This window comes from Bacillus sp. FSL W7-1346 (genome assembly GCF_038593335.1).
Taxonomy (GTDB): Bacteria; Bacillota; Bacilli; order Bacillales; family Bacillaceae; genus Bacillus; species Bacillus altitudinis.
The window spans coordinates 450140-470315 of record NZ_CP151988.1; the positions used below are offsets into that span (position 1 = coordinate 450140).

A 20176-nucleotide genomic window follows, 5' to 3' on the forward strand; every position below is an offset into this window, starting at 1 on the left:
AAACGATGATGAAGAGAGTTCGATTTATGAGAATGTGAGATAGACTATTTAATGGAAAAATATGCTATGATTTTCACATCAAAAGAAGTTTATGTGGGTGTTGATCAGTCGACTTAAATGACTTTTTAAAGTACACGATCCTCCAGTGAACAAACGGAATAAAAGGGAAGTGTGATCATTTGCATACATCGAAACAAAAACCTGTCATGATTTTAGTACACGAAATATACGGAATAAATGATCATATGAAGAGTATGATCGATCATTTTGACAAAGCTGGTTTTGAGGTTTATTGTCCTCATTTATTAGGACAGGCTAAACACTTCCCTTATGCCAGTGAGAATGAGGCATATGACTACTTTATGAATAATGTTGGTTTTGATGAATCGGTAAAGATCGTATTGAATGTGGCAAAAGAGTTAAAAACGAAAAATGCAGAGAGAGACATATGTCTGATAGGTTTTAGTGTGGGGGCAACAATTGCTTGGCAATGCAGCCAATATGATCAGTTGTTTACCGGAGTCATTGGATTTTATGGTTCAAGGATAAGAGATTTTCTCGATATGACGCCTGCCTGCAATACGCTGTTATTTTTCCCGGAAGTTGAAGCATCTTTTAACCCTCGGGAGGTTGCGAATGTTTTGGAGAAAAAGGAAAAGCTTTGCGTGAAAATAGTAAAGGGGCAGCATGGATTCGCCAATCCAGATTCTACGACTTTTCACGCTGAATCTAAAAATCGCTGCTTTCAAGAAATAAATGTTTTTATCAAAGAGTGTCTACAAAAGGAAAATGACTCATGACTGTTTGAAATGAGACTCGAATAGAGGGAAATGAAACCAGTGTCTGTAAGTTTGCATGCTGGTTTTTTCGTACAATTCTGTTGGATATTAGGCATCCTATCAAATGATCAAAATCACCGTATAGTTGTGCGAACATTACTAAAATAAAGACTTTGTAACAGTGACGATAGAAGGAAGCATATTTATTATAAAAGATGTATAATTAGTAGGTTGTTTTGAAAATGGAATAATTACATGGAGACATGTTTTGATAACAGAACATCTTAGAAGAAGGAGGGCATCATTGTGGATGTTGGACAAAATCAGCCCGAACAATTGAAAAGGGCGATGACCTCCCGCCATTTATTTATGATTTCTCTTGGCGGTGTCATTGGGACAGGCTTTTTCCTTGGAACAGGCTATACGATTGGACAAGCAGGGCCAGTTGGAGCTGTTCTTTCCTATATTGTGGGCGGATTGATTATGTATTTAACCATGCTGTGTCTTGGAGAGCTCTCAGTCGCGCTTCCTGTGTCGGGGTCTTTTCATACGTATGCGACGAAATTTATGAGTCCTGCAGCAGGATTTGCTGTTGGCTGGATTTATTGGCTTGGCTGGGCAGCCACTGTGGCGCTGGAATTTTTATCAGCAGGGCAGCTGATGAGACGCTGGCTTCCACAAGTGGATGTGTGGATTTGGTGTCTCATATTTGGGCTGTGTTTGTTCTTATTAAATGCCAGGTCAGCGAAAGCGTTCGGGGAGTCGGAGTTTTTCTTTTCAACCATTAAGATTGTTGCCATCTTACTATTTATTGGCGTAGGCGGAGCGGCGATGTTTGGTTTTATTCAAACGACGAGCGGGGAACCAGCTCCTTACTTTAGTCATTTTGTGAGTGACGGTCTGTTTCCGAATGGCTTGCTCGCAGTAGTCGTCACGATGATCACGGTGAATTTTTCGTTTCAAGGAACGGAGCTGATCGGGATTGCGGCAGGAGAAAGTGAAAATCCAGAGAAAACCGTGCCTCGCTCGATTCATCAGACGGTTTGGCGCACACTTGTTTTTTTCGTTTTATCTATTTTTGTCTTAGCGGGCATGGTGCCTTGGAAAGAAGCGAGTGTGCTGCAAAGCCCATTTGTCACTGTGTTTGAGAGAACGGGCATTCCATATGCGGCAGATATCATGAACTTTGTCATTATCATTGCTTTATTATCTGTGGCGAACTCTGGCCTATATGCCTCTACGAGAATGCTGTACTCTTTGTCGAAGGAAGGAATGGCAGGGAAGGCGTTTAGACGAGTCAATCAGCGGGGCATCCCGATGAATGCCTTACTGCTCACTTTCCTGTTTACAGGTATTTCGTTATTATCAGGATTCTTTGCAGAGAAAACCGTTTTTGCTTGGATCGTGTCTATTGCAGGCATGAGTGCCCAAACCGGCTGGATTACGATTACATTATCACAGCTGCTTTTCCGCAGAAGATATTTGAAAGCAGGCGGAAAGCTGGAAAACCTAAAATTTAAAACCCCTCTTTATCCGGTACTGCCGATCATTGCGATCACGCTGAACTCGATTGTGCTAATCAGTCTTGCCTTTGATGCGGAGCAGCGGATTGGGCTGTATGTCGGCGTACCGCTCATGATCATTGGGTATGTTGTCTATCACCGCTATGTGAAAAAACATCAGGTGAAAAGTGAACCGCTCCAGTTGCAAATCCACGGAGATGATGAGATTCGGTTTTAATTCAAAAAAAGAAGCCTTCCCATTTGGGAGGCTTCTTTTTCAATTTAATGCACGCCTTTCATCGCTTTCTTAATCACTGGTGTAAGCAGAAGCATAGCGCCACATAAAACGATAGCGAGCATGCCGATGATCCCGAAATAGACGGTTTCTGGCACTTTATCAAACAGCTTGACCACTTGTGCATTGATCGCCTGTGCCATTGCATTTGAAAGGAACCAAAGGCTCATCGTTTGCGCTGAGAAGGCAGCAGGTGCCAGTTTTGTTGTCGCTGACAGCCCAACTGGTGATAAGCAAAGCTCTCCAATCACGACAAGGAAGAAGCTTAGAACGAGCCATAGTGGGCTTACAAGTGTATTTGGTCCAGACATGTAGGCAGGAATGATCATGATGATAAAGGATAATCCTGCGAACAGAAGGCCAAGTGAGAATTTAATCGGGGTAGACGGCTGTTTCTTACCAAGTCTGACCCATAACCAAGCAAATACTGGTGACAGGAGCACAATAAAGATTGGGTTCAATGATTGGAACCAAGAAGAGGCTAATGTCATGCCAAGGAAATTCAAGTTTGTTCGCTGATCTGCATATGTGGCTAAAATATTTGAGCCTTGTTCTTGAATGGCCCAGAACATCACCGCAGCTAGGAACAATGGAATATAAGCGAGGACCCTCGACTGCTCCACTGCACTCGTTTTTTTACTAAAATACATCACAATAAAATAAACAATTGGAATCAGCACACCAAGGACACTGACAAACCAAGTGAATAGATTAATCGTGAGCGCTCCTGTTTGAATGCCGATGACAGCAAAAACAGCAAGTACAATCACGATCAATGTACCGAAAATTTTGAAGTTCTTGCGTTCAGTAGCTGATAGTGGATTTGTGACATAAGTGCCGGCAAGTCCAAGATTCGGCTTTTTCGTGATGACAAACGTAATCAGTCCAACAAGCATACCAACGGCAGCGAGTGAGAAACCAAGGTGGAAATTCACTTTTTGACCGAGTGTTCCGACAATTAATGGGGCAATAAAACCACCCATATTGATCCCCATATAGAAAATACTGAATCCAGAATCCCTGCGAGGGTCTGTTTTTGTATACAGGTCACCGACTATGTTTGATACGTTCGGCTTTAGGAGACCTGTCCCAATAATAATCAGCCCCATACTAATAAAGAGCGCTGTTGCTCCGCTAGGTAGTGCCAAAATGACATGACCAAGCATAATGAATACCCCGCCATAAAAGACCGTACTGGACGAACCAAATACCCGGTCGGCGAGCCATCCGCCAATAATACCTGACATGTAGACAAGCGCACCATAGACAGACATGATCGAATTAGCGGTTGTCTGGTCGAAACCAAGACCGCCTTTTGTCACCTCTGTGTACATATAATAAATAAGCAGTGCACGCATGCCATAATAAGAAAAACGCTCCCAAAATTCAGTGAAAAACAGTGTGTAAAGTCCTTTAGGATGTCCAAAAAACCCTTTTTGAGGAACACTTTTAACAATTTTATCGTGGTCAATTGTAGACATGGCATAGATCCTTTCTTAAAAAAAGAGATATGAGAAAAATGATATTCTTGTATAGTTCTTGTGTCAATATAAAACTATTCTAAAACAGGAAAATGTTAGTTTAATAGGCGTAAAGACTCAAAAAAATGAAAAATTCGCTCAAGTGAAAATCATCGGAAAGTTATTCCAGAAGAATTTATATAAAATTTGAAATATCGTACAAGCAAACCTTTCCCACATGCATAGGATGACAAGAGGACATGTGTAAAAAGGAGGGGTTTTCATTGGGGGATGTAAATGAAACTGATCTGAAGAAACCCGTTGTCAATGTATTAGACTTTGGCGTGATTGCTGACGGGAAAACGGACTGTACAGCGAAACTGAACGAATGCCTGGAATGGACAAAAGCACAGGGTTACTCCCATGTCTGGTTGCCGAGTGGAACGTATCTAATAGATGCGGTGTACAGGGGGGATCAATTTTTTCCTTTTCGTAATGCCGGCATACGAGTGCCAAGTCATATTTGTATTGAGATGGCATCAGATGCCGTTATCAAAGTGAAACCAAATGATTCGTGGGGATATGCAGCCTTCTATATTGGAGAGGTAGAGCATGTGACCATTCGGGGCGGGCGGATTGAAGGCGACCGTGATGAGCATGTGTACAAGGCACTCCCGCCAGAAAGAAAAACACATGAATGGGGCTTCGGGGTGTGTATTGAAGGTGCTTCCCATGTGAATATCGATCGTGTTCAAATCAACAATTGTACGGGAGACGGTATCATTGTCAGTCCGCACGGTTTATTGACACATATCGAATCGTACTCGCCAGCTTCGTCTATTCATATTTCTGGCTGCACCATCACTGACTCAAGGCGAAACAATATGTCTATTACAGGCTGTGATGGTGTCATTGTGGAAGACTGTTTGCTTGAAAGGGCAGGGGTGAACGGGGTCGAGCCAAAAATGGGCATTGATATTGAAGGATACGGGGAAAATGCGACCAACTTGGAGGAACCGCTGAATATTCAAATTCGAAACAACATAGTCAGAGGCGGCGCAGCCAGCTCTATCTATAATTTCAATGGCTATGGTGTGATCATTGAAGGCAATCAAACGGACAGCAGTATCTCCTATGGCTTCGCCACTGAAATGATCATTGCGAATAATTTGATTCGTGCAGTGGGAGGGGGCGTGACAAAAGCAGGGATTACGAGCTTAGGCGTGCCGCTTGATCAATCGGAAAACAATGTGATCATTATTGGCAATATGATTGAAGGATTTGAAAAGGGGATTGATGTGAGGGGAGACAGCGTGCACATCACAGGTAATAAAATCAGTCTTTTTGAAGATGCGGCTGTGTCTGTCTATATGGCCAATCGTATTTTAATAGAAGGAAACCATATTGAGTCAGGGACAAACACACGGCTTAGAAGTACATCGCTGCGTATTTATCAATCAGACAGCATTGTCTTTTCAAACAATACCGTCTACTCTGTCATCGATGCGGCGATGGTCAGAGGAACGAATATCTTAATTCAGCATAATCAATTCAAGGAATTCAGCCGCGGGATATGGGTGCAGGAGGGAGAAGCAGGGATCAACGGCAATCACTTTATTCAAGAAGGACATTCACAGCTCGCATCTTCGTATACGATCAGCGTGACAGGAAATGCAAAGGCTTTCATATGGCAGAATCGTTTTAAGCACTATCAAAACTATGCCGTCTACAGCAATACGACCGCTCCTTTAGAGATTAAAGACAATTCCTTTGAAGAAACGTCCTTATATGTGGTGATGTATATTAAAAATGGCTCACCCCAAATTGGAGATAACCGCTTTTATTTAAATCGTTCGATCGGACAGCCGACAGCCGTTTTTCTTGATGAGGTTGTCTCAGCACGTGTGCTACGGAATAACATCATTAATCTCTCTCCTCAAAAAGCGATTGCCGTCCGCACCGTATCTTCCACTCATTCGGTGATTGCCCATAACGTACTAGAGCGCAGTCAATTGATGACGCACTCCACGGACCGGCTCATCGGAAATATTGAAATTGATCCGCCCTAAACGCCTGTAAATCCCTTTTTTTGGAGGTTCAGAAGGCGGTTGACAATCATGTAAAAAGGGCATATAGTAATAATTATTTTTCATTTTTCACAACATTTGCCCTTTTTTTATGGATAAAACCGATTAATTCAATCAGAAAAATGTATCTTGTAAAATAATCACTTGATACAAGGAAGATATAGAAAGGATGAAGAACAAGTGTCACAGCCGAAACGGAAGCTCAAGCTAGGCGTATTCATCGCAGGAACTGGACATCATGTCGCCTCTTGGAGACATCCGAAAGCAGTACCAGACGCAGCCATGAATCTTGATTACTTTAAACAATTAGCGAAAAAGGCCGAGGAAGGGAAGCTGGATTTGCTCTTTTTAGCCGACAGCTTATCAATTAATCATACATCTCATCCAAATGTATTAACGAGATTTGAACCGCTCACCCTGCTTTCTTCGATTGCAGAGTCTACCTCAACAATTGGTTTAGCAGCAACAGCATCAACTACATACAGTGAGCCATTCCATATTGCGAGACAGTTTGCCTCACTCGATCATTTATCAGGCGGACGAGCAGCATGGAATGTGGTCACGTCTTCTATTGAAGAAACAGCGAAAAATTTTAGCGGAGAAGAGCATTTAGCGCACCACAAACGATACGAGCGAGCTGAAGAATTCGTCGATGTCGTCAAAGGTCTGTGGGATTCTTGGGAAGAGGACGCACTTATCAGAAACCAAGAAACAGGAGAATTCTTTGAGTCTAGTAAGCTTCATGAGCTGCAGCACAAAGGTGAATTTTTCTCCGTACGGGGTCCGCTTAACGTATCACGCACCCCTCAAGGACAGCCGGTGATCATTCAAGCAGGGTCTTCTGAAGATGGTCAAAAGCTTGCGGCTAAAACGGCTGAGCTTATTTTTACGGCACAAAACGATCTCGACAAAGCGAAGGAATTTTACCAAAGCTTGAAGGGAAAAGTAGAGGCTGCTGGACGAGCTAGAGAGGATGTCAGCATCATGCCGGGCATCTTCCCAATCATTGCCGATACTGTCGAAGAAGCAAAAGCGAAGTATCAAGAATTACAAGAGCTGATTGTTCCAGAGATCGGCCTTAGCATTTTACAAAACTACTTAGGGGGTATTGATCTTTCGCAGTATCCACTAGACGGACCGCTTCCAGAGATTGATCCAAGCGCGTCAAATGCCGTGAAAAGCCGCTTTGACCTTGTGATGAATATGGCGAGAAAGGACAACCTGACCATTCGCCAGCTCTACCAATCTGTTGCAGGTTCCCGTGGGCACCATATCTTCATTGGAACACCAGAGCAACTAGCAGATGTGATGGAGACATGGCTCGTTGAGGAAGCAGCCGACGGTTTTAACGTGATGCCGCCATTATTGCCAGAAGGACTTGATGCCTTCGTAGACCGCGTCGTTCCGATCCTTCAGGAAAGAGGCCTGTTCAAAACAGAATACACAGGACAAACTTTACGAGAAAATCTCGGATTAAAACAGCCAAAAAATCGCTACATGACATAAAGGTGAGGTGACTAACGTTGGGATATACGTTTCGTCTGGCAACTGAGGATGATATAGAAGCGTTGCTTGAACTGACAACAAGAGCCTATGAGCCGATTCGTGAGCTCGGCATCCAGTTCCAAGCAGCACATGCAGATATCGCCCTCGTTCAGAAAAATGTACAAAAGAACCTTTGCTATGTAATGGAAGAAAACGGAGAGCTTCTCTCCACCTTATCACTCCGTATGCCTTGGGGAGAACAGCCAGGACCATTCGGCGTTCCGCATATATGGTGGTTTGCTTCAGAACCAGCGGCAAAAAAAGGCACAGGCTCAGCCTTGCTTGAGTGGGTTGAAACGGAAGTGCTAAGGGACACACTAAAGGTACCGTATGTCTCTCTCGGTACAGCTGATAAGCATCCGTGGCTCATGGACATGTATGAGCGTAAAGGCTATGTCAGAGCAGGTGAAAAGGATCTAGGCAAAGGCCATATCACCATTTATTTTAAAAAACAATTACGATCAGATATTACACAACCATAAGAGGAAAGAAGGGTGTACGAACATGAAAAACAAAAAGTGGCTAGTTGTTTTATTTGCGGCAATGCTTGCGGTGTTAGCGGCATGCGGCGGGGGTAATCAGAGTGAAGGCAAAGATGAGAAAGTTCTTAAAGTGGGCGCTACAGGCCAAAGCTATCCATTTGCTTATAAAGAAAACGGCAAACTAGTAGGATTTGATGTCGAGGTCACAGAAGCCATTGCGAAAAAGCTAGGCTACAAACTAGACTGGCAGCTGAGTGAATTCAGCGGACTGATGGGCCAGCTGACATCTGGTAAGCTGGATACCGTATCAAACCAAGTTGCGATTACAGATGAGCGTAAACAAACGTTCAACTTTACAGATACGTATGCATACGCAGGAACACAAATCATTGTCAAGAAGGACAACAAGGACATTAAAGGACTTGATGACTTAAAAGGAAAAACGGTGGCGGCTGTTCTTGGCTCAAACCATGCCAAAAACCTAGAGAGCAAAGACCCAGACAAGAAAATCAACATCAAAACATATGAAACACAAGACGGTGTCTTAAATGAAGTTGCAAATGGTCGTGTAGATGCTTACGTCAACGGACGCAGTGTCTTGTTAGCTCAAATTGAAAAAACAGGACTTCCACTCAAAATCGTCGGCAACCCAATCGTATATGAAGAAGTCGGCTACCCATTTGCCAAAGATGAAAAGCACGACAAGCTAAGAGAAGAATTCAATAAAGCGATCAAAGAATTAAGAGAAGACGGAACACTGAAGAAATTGTCTGAGAAATATTTCAAAGACGATGTCACAGTGCCGATTAAAAAATAACAACAGCGGCGGTGAAAAGCAGACATGAATCACATTGATTGGCAGTATATGGTGACGGTTTTTCCAACCTTGATTCAATACTTGCCGATAACGATCTTCATGGCGATTGTCTCCATGGTATTTGCCATTATCATTGGTGTGGTATTCGCGCTTATAACGAAAAACCGGATACCTGTCTTATACCAATTTGCCAAGCTGTATATTTCTTTTTTCAGAGCGGTTCCAACTTTGGTTCAGCTCTTTCTCATTTATTTTGGTCTTCCGCAGCTATTCCCTGCGATGACCTCAATGGATGCCTTAACAGCGGTCATTATCGGTTTAAGTATTAAAAACTCAGCGTACTTAGCAGAAATTTTTAGAGCGGCTCTTAATTCAGTGGATGAAGGGCAGCTTGAGGCGTGCCTGTCTGTCGGCATGACAAGATGGCAGTCTTACGTCAGAATTATTTTCCCGCAGGCCGTCAGAAATGCCATTCCAGCGACGGGGAATACCTTTATTGGTCTTTTAAAAGAAACATCGCTTGCCTTTACCATTGGGGTAGCAGAAATGTTTGCGCAAGGGAAAATGATTGCATCGGCCAACTATAAGTACTTTGAAACGTATTTAGCGGTTGGCATTGTGTATTGGGTGCTCACCATCATTTATAGTTTCCTGCAAGACCTATTTGAACGAAAAATCAGCAAACCTTACCGGAATTAAGGAGGTGTGGACATGATCAAGCTCACCAATTTGAAAAAATCATTCGGCGACCTTGTCGTTTTAGACGGAATTAATCTTGACGTGCAAAAAGGGCAGGTTGTGGCCATTATCGGACCTTCTGGCTCCGGTAAATCAACATTGCTGCGCTGTCTAAATCTATTAGAAACGCCAGATGAAGGTACGATTGAAATTGGCGATGCGAAGCTGAATGCGTCTAAATATACACGTAAAGAAGCCCATCACCTGCGTCAGCAAACGGCCATGGTGTTTCAAAACTATAATTTATTCAAAAACAAAACAGCCTTGCAAAACATTACCGAGTCACTGCTTGTGACGAAAAAAATGACAAAACAGCAGGCAAATGAAATTGGTATGAAGCTATTGAAACAAGTAGGGCTAGAACAAAAAGCGGACAGCTATCCGGTTACACTATCCGGCGGTCAGCAGCAGCGAATCGGAATTGCCCGAGCCTTAGCGGTTGATCCACATGCGATTCTGCTAGATGAACCAACGTCAGCACTAGATCCAGAGCTTGTTTCAGGTGTGCTTCAAGTGATTAAATCCATTGCCATTCAAGAAACAACGATGATCATCGTGACACATGAAATGGCGTTTGCAAGAGAAGTAGCAGATCATGTCATTTTTATGGCAGATGGTCATATCATTGAGCAGGGAACGCCAACCGAACTATTTGACGAAACGAAGAATGAACGAACAAAACGATTTATCCAAAAAGAAGCAGCGGCTGAAGAAGCATAAGCTGCTTTTTACTCTTTAGAGGGGTGAGTATCAGTGAAATCATTAGGAAATGAAGCTTTAAACAAACGTTTAATTAACATACGCCGAGCGCTTCATGAGCATCCAGAGCTGGCATTTGAAGAGTATGAAACGACCAAAAAACTACGAGGCTGGTTACAAGAGGAAGGGATCACAGTACTCAATTTCCCAGATCTTCAAACAGGGGTCGTTTGTGAAATCAAAGGAGAACAAGAGGGACCAACGATTGCTCTGAGAGCCGATATTGACGCACTTCCAATTGAAGAAGCATCTGGCGAACCATTTTCTTCAAAGATACAAGGGAAAATGCACGCATGCGGCCATGATTTCCATACCGCTTCGATTTTTGGTGCGGCCGTCCTATTAAACGAACGGAAACATGGGCTCAAGGGAACAGTGCGCATTTTGTTCCAGCCGGCTGAGGAAGTGGCGCAAGGAGCGAAACACGTCATAGAGGCAGGCGTCTTAAATGGAGTGGATGCGATATTTGGTATGCACAATAAACCTAACCTGCCAGTTGGCACCATCGGGATAAGAGAAAAAGCATTAATGGCGAGCGTCGATCGCTTTGAAATTGACATTCAAGGAACGGGTGGTCATGCTGGAATTCCAAATCACACAATTGATCCGATTGCCATCAGCGGTCAGATCACAAGCGCCCTACAGCAAATTGTCAGCCGTCGCATTAGTTCTTTGCATCATGCGGTTGTCAGCATCACACGTATTCAAGGCGGCACATCATGGAATGTGATACCTGATCGCGTCGAGATGGAAGGGACCGTTCGGACGTTTGAACCTGAAGTGAGAGCGATGATTCCAGATCTCATGAAACAAATCGTGAGCGGTATCGCAGAAGGGTTTGGCGCAAAGGCAGATGTGAAATGGCATCCGTATTTGCCTTCTGTGATGAATGACGAGCGTTTGACAAAGGTTGTGGAAGAAACGGCAGGAGCGCTTGATCTCGCAGTAGTAGAGGCAGAGCAGTCACCAGGCGGAGAAGACTTTGCCCTTTACCAAGAACGCATTCCAGGCTTTTTCGTCTGGATGGGGACAAGCGGTACCGAGGAATGGCATCACCCTGCCTTTACGTTAAATGAAGAGGCACTTCCAGTCGCTGCTGCCTTCTTTGCAGAGCTTGCGGTTCGGGCATTGGAGTCACGATCATGGAACTAACGAAACAGCTCGCAGAGGCAGTGCTCTCTGCTGATCCGCTGCAAGATCAACGAGCCGTTCAAATGGCTCGAAACGGTCTATTAGATGCTGCGGCGGCAGCGCTTGCCGCGAAAGAGGATGAAGGAATTCAAAAGCTCATAGCACTTGTGGAACAAGAAGGCGGAGCAGCTCAAATTCCCGTCATTGGACAAGGGAAGAAGGTCAGCCGCCAATCCGCAGCCATGCTAAATGGCTACTTGATTCACGCCCTTGATTATGATGATGTGCATTCTGATGTGAGAGGACACCCAAGTGCGGTGATCATTCCGGCCTTGCTTTCCCAGCTGACCAACGGGGAGTCGTACGGTGATCGATTTCTAGCAGCCTACATTACTGGCGTCGAAGTGATGGCAAGGCTAGGTGAATCCATCGGCAAGTCGCATTATGAGAGGGGCTGGCATAATACCGGAACTCTCGGAGCCATTGCAGCGGTCTGTGCGATTGGTTATTTGAAACAAGTTTCACAGAAAGAGCTGGCGAAAGCGATCGGCTTTGCAGGTGCGCAATCAGCTGGAATGCGAAAGCAGTTTGGGGCTGATATGAAACCATTACAAGCTGGCCTCGCCGCTCAAACCGCCGTATGGTCCATGGATTTAGCTTGCTCAGGTTTTGGCGGGAGTGAATCGCTTCTGGATGGAGAGCTGGGCTTCTTTTCTCTCTATGGGGATCAGAAACTAGCGGAAAGACGTCTGCTAGAGGACTATGGCACTGCGTGGCGTATCGTGTCGCCAGGTCTATGGTTCAAAGTCTATCCGTTCTGTTCAGCGGCGCATCATGCAGCCGATGCGATCGAGTCATTAGTACAAGAACACTCTTCCTTACAGGAGAAGATCGTACAGGTCGACGTCATGTTTCCGCCTGGCGGTGATGCAGCACTCACGGAGCGGGCACCTTTGACGGGAGAAGAGGGACGATTTAGTGTCGAGTATGTCATCGCATTAGCGGTGTTTGGACAACCTTTATCACTGGATGCTTTTACGAAAAAAGCCATTTCACCAGAGCTGCGGACATGGATGAAGCGGGTAAATAGAGTATATGATCAAACGATAAATCCCCATCCAGACGCAGTACCAAAAGGACGTTTTACGATTGTAAAGCTCAACTTATCTGACGGCACCACCATCAGCAAACGGGTCGATATCCCTCGGGGAGCACCAGGCTGTGCGTTATCGACAGAAGACATCATACAAAAGTTAAGCAGCGTCACCAGCACATCACAGGCAAAGCAGCTTTTACAGGCGGTTGAAGAGGGGAATGACACTGCTTACTTGCAACTGCTGGCATGACAAGGAAAAGGGCTCATCAATCAGATGAGCTTTTTTTCATAACAAAAATCAATGCGGCTCACCTCGACACCTAGCTCCATCAAAAAGTATGAATAAAAGATGACCAAAGCATGATAAGTTCATGAAATCGTATCAATCCAATTGAGATTTGAGAAGGAACATGTAAAATAAAGCTACATAAAGAAAAACAAAGGCAACAGCGGAGGCTGATGATGAAAATATTAATGATTGAAGATAACCAGAGTGTTTGTACAATGACGGATATGTTTTTTCAACGAGAAGGATTTCAAGCGGAATTCGTCCATGATGGATTAGAAGGATTGAATCGATTTAAGCAAGAGGAGGATTGGGATCTGCTCATTTTAGATGTCATGCTTCCTTCAATGGATGGTCTGACCATTTGTCAAAAAGTCCGCCAGATTAGTGATGTTCCGATTATTATGCTGACAGCAAAGGAAACGGAATCTGATCAGGTGCTGGGCTTCGATCTTGGGGCTGATGATTATGTGACAAAACCCTTTAGTCCGCTCACCTTAATGGCAAGAATCAAAGCAGTGAAACGACGTTTTGCTCAAACAACATCTACTCAAGAAGGAGCGAAAGAGGGTGAACGGCTAGAGACCGAACATTTTCAGTTAGATAAAAAAACGAGAGAAGTGTTTCTAGAGGGGAAACGGATCGAAAATTTAACACCAAAGGAATACGATTTGCTGTGCTTTTTTATACAGCATCCTCGGCAAGTATTTTCACGAGAACAATTGCTTGAGCAAATTTGGGGATACCAATTTTATGGTGATGAACGAACAGTTGATGTTCATATTAAACGATTGCGTCAAAAAATCGGAGACGGACCTAAGCCCTTTCTGTATACGGTATGGGGCGTAGGGTATAAGTTCGATGAAGATTAAATATTTTTACCAGTTGCTGATTAGTCACCTTGGGTTATTGCTCATTGCCATCATTATTATCAGCACCTTGATGTCTCATTTTGTGAAAGATATTGCTTATCAAAATAGGGTAGACGAAATGAGTTCGTATGGGAATGAAATTTTGGAGAATTTTAAACAATTGTCGAAAGCCGAGATGAACTTCCGTTTGCGTCCATTTGAAGACATTCTTTCGACGAGACAAATCCGTTTTTTCGTCTTTGATGAAAAAGGGACTGTGCTATCTCAGCAGCAAGAGATGCCGCCGCATGAAGCGTTACTCACAAAAGATTTGTGGGCCAAGCTCGCAAAAGGAGAAGAAATTATTGTCAAGCGAAGTGATTCACGCCGGCTTGATCAAGAAGCATCACTTGTGGCACTTCCTGTCATGGAAGACGGAAAGCTGAAGGGCGGGGTGGTGCTCATAGCTCCTATTCAAGGAGCAGAAGAGCTGATTGCTCAAATGAATCGGTATTTATATATCATCGTGTTTGTGGCATTGACGATTACCTTTATTCTCAGTCTGTTTCTGTCGAAGTTCCATGTGAATCGTATCAAAAAACTGAGAGAGGCAACTGAGAAAATTGCGCATGGTGACTACAACATTCATCTTGAAAACAAACACCTTGATGAAATTGGCACACTAGGTGAGGATTTTAATATGATGGCCAATCGTCTTCAACGGTCAAGAGAGGAAATTGACCGGCTCGAAAAGCGTAGGCGACAATTCATCGCAGATGTGTCTCACGAATTGAAAACACCGCTGACGACCATTCGAGGATTGGTCGAATGGCTGAATACTGCGGATGTGCCGGCAGAAGAGAAAGAGAAATGCTATGCGCTCATCACTGATGAGACAAAACGAATGCTGCGTCTCGTCAATGAAAATATGGATTATGAGAAAATCAGGTCGAATCAAATCACCCTTCAAAAATTTCACTATCCACTCATTGATACGTTTGAAGTGATTAAGGAGCAGCTGAGCCGAATGGCTGAAGAGAAAAACAATCAGCTCATGGTAGAGGTTCACCCTCAACAAAAGGTATACGCAGATTATGACCGGCTCATTCAAATTCTCGTCAACATCACAAAGAACGCCATTCAATTTACAGAAGGCGGCCGTATTTCTTTGAGAGGGAAAGAAGAGAATGGGGAAACGATCATTGAAGTAGAAGACACGGGGATCGGCATTGCACCTGAAGAAGTCAAACACATTTGGGAACGTTTTTATAAAGCGGATATTTCGAGAACGAATACACCATATGGAGAATACGGACTTGGCCTGTCGATTGTCAAGCAGCTTGTGGACTTGCATGACGGACAGATTGATTTAAAAAGCGAAAAACATAAGGGAACAACATTTATCATTCGTTTACCGCTACCACAAGAAAAGGGCTAAACTCGGTTTAGCCCTTTTTGGTGTATCATCACTTATTCTGTTTTGGAGAACGTTAGGCCGATATGAGCAAGTGCCTGCGGTAAATCCTTACGAATGGTGATGTCTTTAAATGAAATATTCGATTGAATCGCATTTAGCGCAAGGTCTTGCTTAATTCCTGTTAAAACAGCTGAAATGCCTAAAAGTCTTAACGTTTGCGCATAGCTGACCAAGTATTGAATGCTTTGTTCATTGAGTCGTTTTGTCCCTGAAACATCAATGACCAAATGAGAGAGCGACAGCCTGTAGCTTTCCTGTAAAATGGTTTCTAAAATATGCTGCGCACGTGTCTCTTCGATATCACCAAGAAGAGGGAGCACGGCGACACCGTCAACAACAGGTACGATCGGTACAGATAATTGCTGAATCTGCCGATTGGCCTGGTCGAGTTCTAAGACGTAACTCAACAAAGATGCCATCGTTTCAAACATATGAACATGCTCTTCTGTAAATTGCTGCGGCCTTAGATCAAGTCCACAAATGGTTCCATAGTTCGTACCATCAGTAAAATCGATGGGAACCCCAATAAATGATCCGCCTTGCAGCTGTTTCGTGACGTCTAAGTTTTTTGAACGCTCGTCCAAGCGGATATCAGGGATCAACAGCGTATCGCGATGATCGACCGCCAGCTTGCAAAATGTCTTCTCGTAAGGATTTTCTTCCCCTTCTTCAAGAAGCTGCTCGTCTTGATTTAGCACTTTCACAATCTGATTGGTGTTTTGATCATTTTTAGCAATAAACAGTGTATTCACATGAATGAATTGACTCATCATGTTTAAAATACTTGTAGAAGCATCATGAAAATTGCGAAACTGTTTTAATAGTTGTTGACGAGGCATGGATTAGGACTCCTTGTAGCTCCGATCAATGGCCGGAACAATAGTTGATTTGTCTCTATCATACAAAATCAAACGAGAAATAGATATACTTTAATGCGCAAATCGTGCGAGATCAAAAAGACTGCCGATCCGGAGATCTGACAGTCTGCTGATTAAATGGAGACAGGCACCGTGGACATAGAGAAAAATTCCTCATATAAGGCTTGAACGGCTTCTTTTTCTTGAGCCGCTTTGACGCCAAACATCATGCTCACCTCTGAAGAGCCTTGGTTGATCATTTCAATATTCACTTTGGCTTTTGACAGCGCTTTTGCCGCTCTTGCTGTTGTACCAACATTATGACGCATCGCTTCTCCTACGACCATAATAAGCGAGAGGTTCCGCTCTAGAACCACTTCATCTGCATCAAGTACAAGCTTTAATCGGTCTAAAAGCTCTTGTTCAATCTGCTGCTCCTCCAGCTGATCCTGTCTTAAAATAATGGTCATATCATCAATGCCAGAAGGCACGTGTTCATACGTAAGTCCATATTCCTCTAACGTTTGCAACACTTTACGTCCAAAGCCCACTTCTCGGTTCATCAAATACTTGGAGATATAAATACTGCAAAATCCATTGTCTGATGCGATTCCCACAACAGGGCCATTCGTATGATCCCGTTGATTTACAATTTTCGTACCTTTGGCCGTTGGATTATTGGTGTTCTTAATCTGAACAGGAATGCCTGCCCGAAAGGCTGGAATAAGTGCCTCATCATGAAATACAGAAAAACCCGCATAGGACAATTCACGCATTTCACGATATGTCAGCTCTGTGATTTCCTTTGGTTCATGAACGATCGTTGGATTGACGGCGTAGACTGCATCCACATCCGTAAAGTTTTCATACACATCTGCCTTCAGTCCATTTGCCAAAATGGAACCGGTAATGTCTGATCCACTGCGGGAAAAAGTGACGATATCACCCGCTAGACTAAAACCGAAAAAGCCAGGGAACACAATGATGCCAGAGCGTTCTCTTAATTTGTACAAATGATCATACGATTCTGGAAGGACTTGCGCTTGACCAGGCTCGTCGCTGACAAATAGACCGGCTTCTTTTGGATTCACATAGTGCGCTTCGACGCCTTGATGCTGAAAGTAGGCTGCAATCAGCTTTGCGTTATTATCTTCACCGCTTGCTTTAATCGCATCAAGATAACGCTCAGGATGAGAAGAATCAGCCTGTAATAACGTGTTTACATCTTGCCGGATGGTGTCAATAATGTCATGACCTAACCCCAGCTCATCCGCAATCGAGGCATATCGCTCGATGACAGCTTCTTGTAAATCGTGTGCTTCACCTAAACGTAAATATTGTTCACCGCAGCTAATTAATAGATCGGTGACCTTCGTATCCGTTGAATGCCGTTTTCCTGGTGCGGAAACAACGACTGCTTTTCGAGCTGGATCTGCTGTGACAATGTCAAATACCTTTTGCAGTTGCTTGCCAGAAGCAAGAGAACTGCCACCAAATTTAACGACCTTCAATGCATACATCTCCTATAGTAAAAATTTTCTCACAAATTGAATAGTTTCTATTATCAACTCTTTTCTTCAAATTATCAAGGTTTTTCTTCTCTGAATGAACAAATGTATTTTTGGGGAAGACGTTATGTGTGCATAGATGAAAAAAGAGCCGGCGATATGCCGAGCTCTTTGTCTTTATGAAGAAGAGGACGAAGAAGATAACTCCTGCTTCATCACTTTGTTTTTACGTTTTTCTTTTAAGAAGAATGAAAGGACGAGTCCAATGACCGCAATAGCACCAGACACGATAAATGACGTATTCATGCCATGAACGGCTGACTTCATTGGATCGGATAATGCTGCATTGGCAGCAGAGCTGCTCATAATGGAGACAAGCACAGCCGTCCCGATAGAGCCGCCCATTTGTCTCATCGTATTATTCATTGCTGTCCCGTGCGGAATCAAATGCGGTGGTAACGAGTTAATACCGGCTGTTGTCAGCGGCATCATGATCATTCCAACCCCGATTAAGCGAAGTGTGTAGGCCACTGTAATGAGGGTAATCGATGAATCAAGGCTGAGCATCATAAATGGCAGGGAAGTGACAGCTAATATCGTAAATCCGCCTAGAGCCAGCCCTTTACCGCCTACTTTGTCAAAAATTCGTCCGATAATCGGCGATAGGAATCCCATAAAGAGAGCCCCTGGCAATAAGATCAGCCCTGTATCAAGGGCAGATAACCCTCTGACATTCTGCGTATAGAGCGGCAAAATCGTCTCTGTTCCAATCAGTAAGGCAAAGACGAGCATACCGAGGAAGGTCGTTAAGCTAAAGATCGCAAACTTAAAGACGCCAAACTCAAGCATGGGTCTTTTCAAATTCGACTGACGCAGGATAAAGAAGAACAAGCTCACAGCGCCGACAATGAGTGAAATCAGAACGGTCGCACTCGTCCAGCCATACGTTCCGACACTTGAAAATCCGTACAGCAGTCCGCCAAATCCGAAGGAAGACAGGATCACCGATAAGACATCGATACGAGTGTCTCTTTGCTGTGTGACATTTTTCATTAAGAAGAAAGCAAGAATGAGATCAATAATACCGATTGGAAGAACAATATAGAATAAGAACTTCCAGCTAAAGGAATCGACAATCCAGCCGCCAAGTGTTGGTCCAAGAGCCGGTGCGAATGAAATCACTAGTCCGACCATACCCATGGCTTGCCCGCGTTTTTCTTTTGGGAAAATGGTTAAAAAGATCGTTTGCATGAGCGGCATTAAAATCCCTGCGCCAGCTGCCTGGACGATACGTGCTGCAAGAAGCACCGGGAAATTCGTGGCGAACGAAGCAAGAATGGTACCTGCTGTAAAAATGCTAAGAGCCGTTAAGACTAAGGAACGGCTTGAAAATTTCTCAATTAAAAAGGCCGTAATTGGGATGAGAATCCCGTTTGTCAGCATAAAGGCTGTGGTCAGCCATTGGCCTTTACTGACATCAATATTGAACTCTTCCATGATATGCGGGATCGCTGGAATGAGAAGCGTTTGGTTTAAGATCGCAACGAACGCCCCAACGAGGAAAATCCCAACAATCACAGACCGGTTATACGATGTTGTTGATTGGTTCATATTATCCCTTCTTTATCTATAAAATAATGCTTTTCAGCTGTGACACGTTTTGAGATAAAACGCTGTGTTTGCCTAAATAATCAAGCAATGAGCTGATTAAAAAGGTTCTCGGTTGGTCCTTTGACAGTTCTTGACTCAGCAGTTCAAACGCAGAGAGGAGATCGTCCTTTTCTTCTCCGTTTGCTAGTGTGTGAAGCTCTTGTTTCATCTTTGTTAAGTACGAGATGACAAGCTTTTCTTCATCATATTCTTCCTGTGTGGAAAGCAAATAAGAGTCCATCAGCTGATCTGTTAGCACAGGCTCAATGGAGCAAGGCTTTATTGATACACGGTCCATCACACCGATGATCATTTCGGCGGCATTTTCTAATTGGATGTTCTTGTGCTCAATCGCCAACATCAAGATGAATTCTCTCATTAATCCGTTGAGGACAATCACAAGATCCCACACATAAGGCGCAACAGATTCACCATATGTGCTTAAAATGATGTCTCTGTGCCGCTGCATGATAATGGAGCGTGTCTCACGTAAATGCTTAATGACGATGGGCGAATGCTGTGAAAAAGCTTCAAAGGACAGCATATTCAAAAATTTATGATTCTCTTTAAACTCTTCAAGCTCAAGCTTAATTTTTTTTGTGAATTTTTCCTTTTTGGACAGCGTCGTTTCGGAATGAATGATCTGAGAAATCTCTCTCATTTTGCGCTGATTGTATTTAATCAGTTCCAATAGAAGAGCTTCCTTTGAATCAAACAGTTTATAAATAGACGCTTTTGATATTTTACAGGCATCAGCAATTGACTGCATGGAGACACTCATATAGCCTTTTTGAGAAAATAATTTCTTCGACACCCGCAAAATCTCTTCTTGCTTTTCGTTCATCTTCATAAGTCC

The 20176-nt window shown here is 43.6% G+C and carries 17 protein-coding genes; 12 read left to right on the top strand and 5 right to left on the bottom strand.

What is annotated here, in order from left to right; genetic code table 11:
* Nucleotides 1-179: 179 nt before the first annotated feature.
* Both NST09_RS02150 and NST09_RS02155 read left to right on the top strand, forming a co-directional pair.
* Entirely contained in the window at nt 180-800 is a 621-nt protein-coding gene (locus NST09_RS02150; protein WP_342493299.1) for an alpha/beta fold hydrolase, read from the top strand.
* A 327-nt stretch (nt 801-1127) separates the two neighbouring features.
* Nucleotides 1128-2519: an amino acid permease gene (locus NST09_RS02155; RefSeq protein WP_046344933.1), complete on the top strand. Its 1392-nt coding sequence runs from the start codon at nt 1128-1130 to the stop codon at nt 2517-2519.
* 44 nt (nt 2520-2563) lie between these two features.
* Here the strand turns inward: NST09_RS02155 and NST09_RS02160 are convergent, their stop codons facing one another.
* On the bottom strand, nt 2564-4057 hold the full coding sequence (locus NST09_RS02160) for a peptide MFS transporter (RefSeq protein ID WP_241511730.1): 1494 nt from the start codon (nt 4055-4057) through the stop codon (nt 2564-2566).
* Between the two features lie 263 nt (nt 4058-4320).
* Between NST09_RS02160 and NST09_RS02165 the strand changes: the two genes are divergently transcribed.
* The 10 genes from NST09_RS02165 to NST09_RS02210 all read left to right on the top strand — a co-directional run bounded on the left by NST09_RS02165 (nt 4321) and on the right by NST09_RS02210 (nt 15266).
* Complete coding sequence (locus NST09_RS02165) at nt 4321-6105, top strand: right-handed parallel beta-helix repeat-containing protein (protein ID WP_342493300.1); 1785 nt, start codon at nt 4321-4323, stop codon at nt 6103-6105.
* 198 nt (nt 6106-6303) lie between these two features.
* Complete coding sequence (locus NST09_RS02170; RefSeq protein ID WP_342493301.1) at nt 6304-7629, top strand: LLM class flavin-dependent oxidoreductase; 1326 nt, start codon at nt 6304-6306, stop codon at nt 7627-7629.
* A 17-nt stretch (nt 7630-7646) separates the two neighbouring features.
* Entirely contained in the window at nt 7647-8150 is a 504-nt protein-coding gene (locus tag NST09_RS02175) for a GNAT family N-acetyltransferase (RefSeq protein ID WP_007498165.1), read from the top strand.
* Nucleotides 8151-8172: 22 nt separating this feature from the next.
* A complete protein-coding gene (locus NST09_RS02180) occupies nt 8173-8967 on the top strand; it encodes an amino acid ABC transporter substrate-binding protein (RefSeq protein WP_008347268.1) in 795 nt (264 codons plus the stop codon).
* Between the two features lie 24 nt (nt 8968-8991).
* Complete coding sequence (locus NST09_RS02185; RefSeq protein WP_007498163.1) at nt 8992-9666, top strand: amino acid ABC transporter permease; 675 nt, start codon at nt 8992-8994, stop codon at nt 9664-9666.
* Nucleotides 9667-9678: 12 nt separating this feature from the next.
* Nucleotides 9679-10425: an amino acid ABC transporter ATP-binding protein gene (locus tag NST09_RS02190; protein ID WP_007498162.1), complete on the top strand. Its 747-nt coding sequence runs from the start codon at nt 9679-9681 to the stop codon at nt 10423-10425.
* A gap of 33 nt (nt 10426-10458) precedes the next feature.
* Nucleotides 10459-11616, top strand: coding sequence for an amidohydrolase (locus NST09_RS02195; RefSeq protein ID WP_342493302.1), 1158 nt, complete (start codon nt 10459-10461; stop codon nt 11614-11616).
* Entirely contained in the window at nt 11607-12941 is a 1335-nt protein-coding gene (locus NST09_RS02200; protein ID WP_342493303.1) for an MmgE/PrpD family protein, read from the top strand. Before NST09_RS02195 ends, NST09_RS02200 begins: the two co-directional genes overlap by 10 nt.
* 212 nt (nt 12942-13153) lie before the next feature.
* Nucleotides 13154-13849, top strand: a complete 696-nt coding sequence (locus NST09_RS02205; RefSeq protein WP_017358523.1) for a response regulator transcription factor — start codon at nt 13154-13156, stop codon at nt 13847-13849.
* A complete protein-coding gene (locus NST09_RS02210) occupies nt 13839-15266 on the top strand; it encodes a HAMP domain-containing sensor histidine kinase (RefSeq protein WP_108611489.1) in 1428 nt (475 codons plus the stop codon). Before NST09_RS02205 ends, NST09_RS02210 begins: the two co-directional genes overlap by 11 nt.
* Before the next feature lie 32 nt (nt 15267-15298).
* Here the strand turns inward: NST09_RS02210 and NST09_RS02215 are convergent, their stop codons facing one another.
* From NST09_RS02215 to NST09_RS02230, 4 genes are all read right to left on the bottom strand, one after another.
* Nucleotides 15299-16144 carry a GAF domain-containing protein gene (locus NST09_RS02215; RefSeq protein ID WP_025206746.1) on the bottom strand — a complete coding sequence of 282 codons (846 nt, stop codon included), beginning with the start codon at nt 16142-16144 and terminating at the stop codon, nt 15299-15301.
* A 152-nt stretch (nt 16145-16296) separates the two neighbouring features.
* Nucleotides 16297-17673: an aspartate kinase gene (locus NST09_RS02220; protein ID WP_008347247.1), complete on the bottom strand. Its 1377-nt coding sequence runs from the start codon at nt 17671-17673 to the stop codon at nt 16297-16299.
* Between the two features lie 174 nt (nt 17674-17847).
* The gene (locus NST09_RS02225; protein WP_007498149.1) at nt 17848-19281 is read right to left on the bottom strand and encodes an MDR family MFS transporter; all 1434 of its coding nucleotides are present in this window, start codon (nt 19279-19281) and stop codon (nt 17848-17850) included.
* Between the two features lie 16 nt (nt 19282-19297).
* Nucleotides 19298-20164 carry a TetR/AcrR family transcriptional regulator gene (locus NST09_RS02230; RefSeq protein WP_231131664.1) on the bottom strand — a complete coding sequence of 289 codons (867 nt, stop codon included), beginning with the start codon at nt 20162-20164 and terminating at the stop codon, nt 19298-19300.
* Nucleotides 20165-20176: the final 12 nt, after the last annotated feature.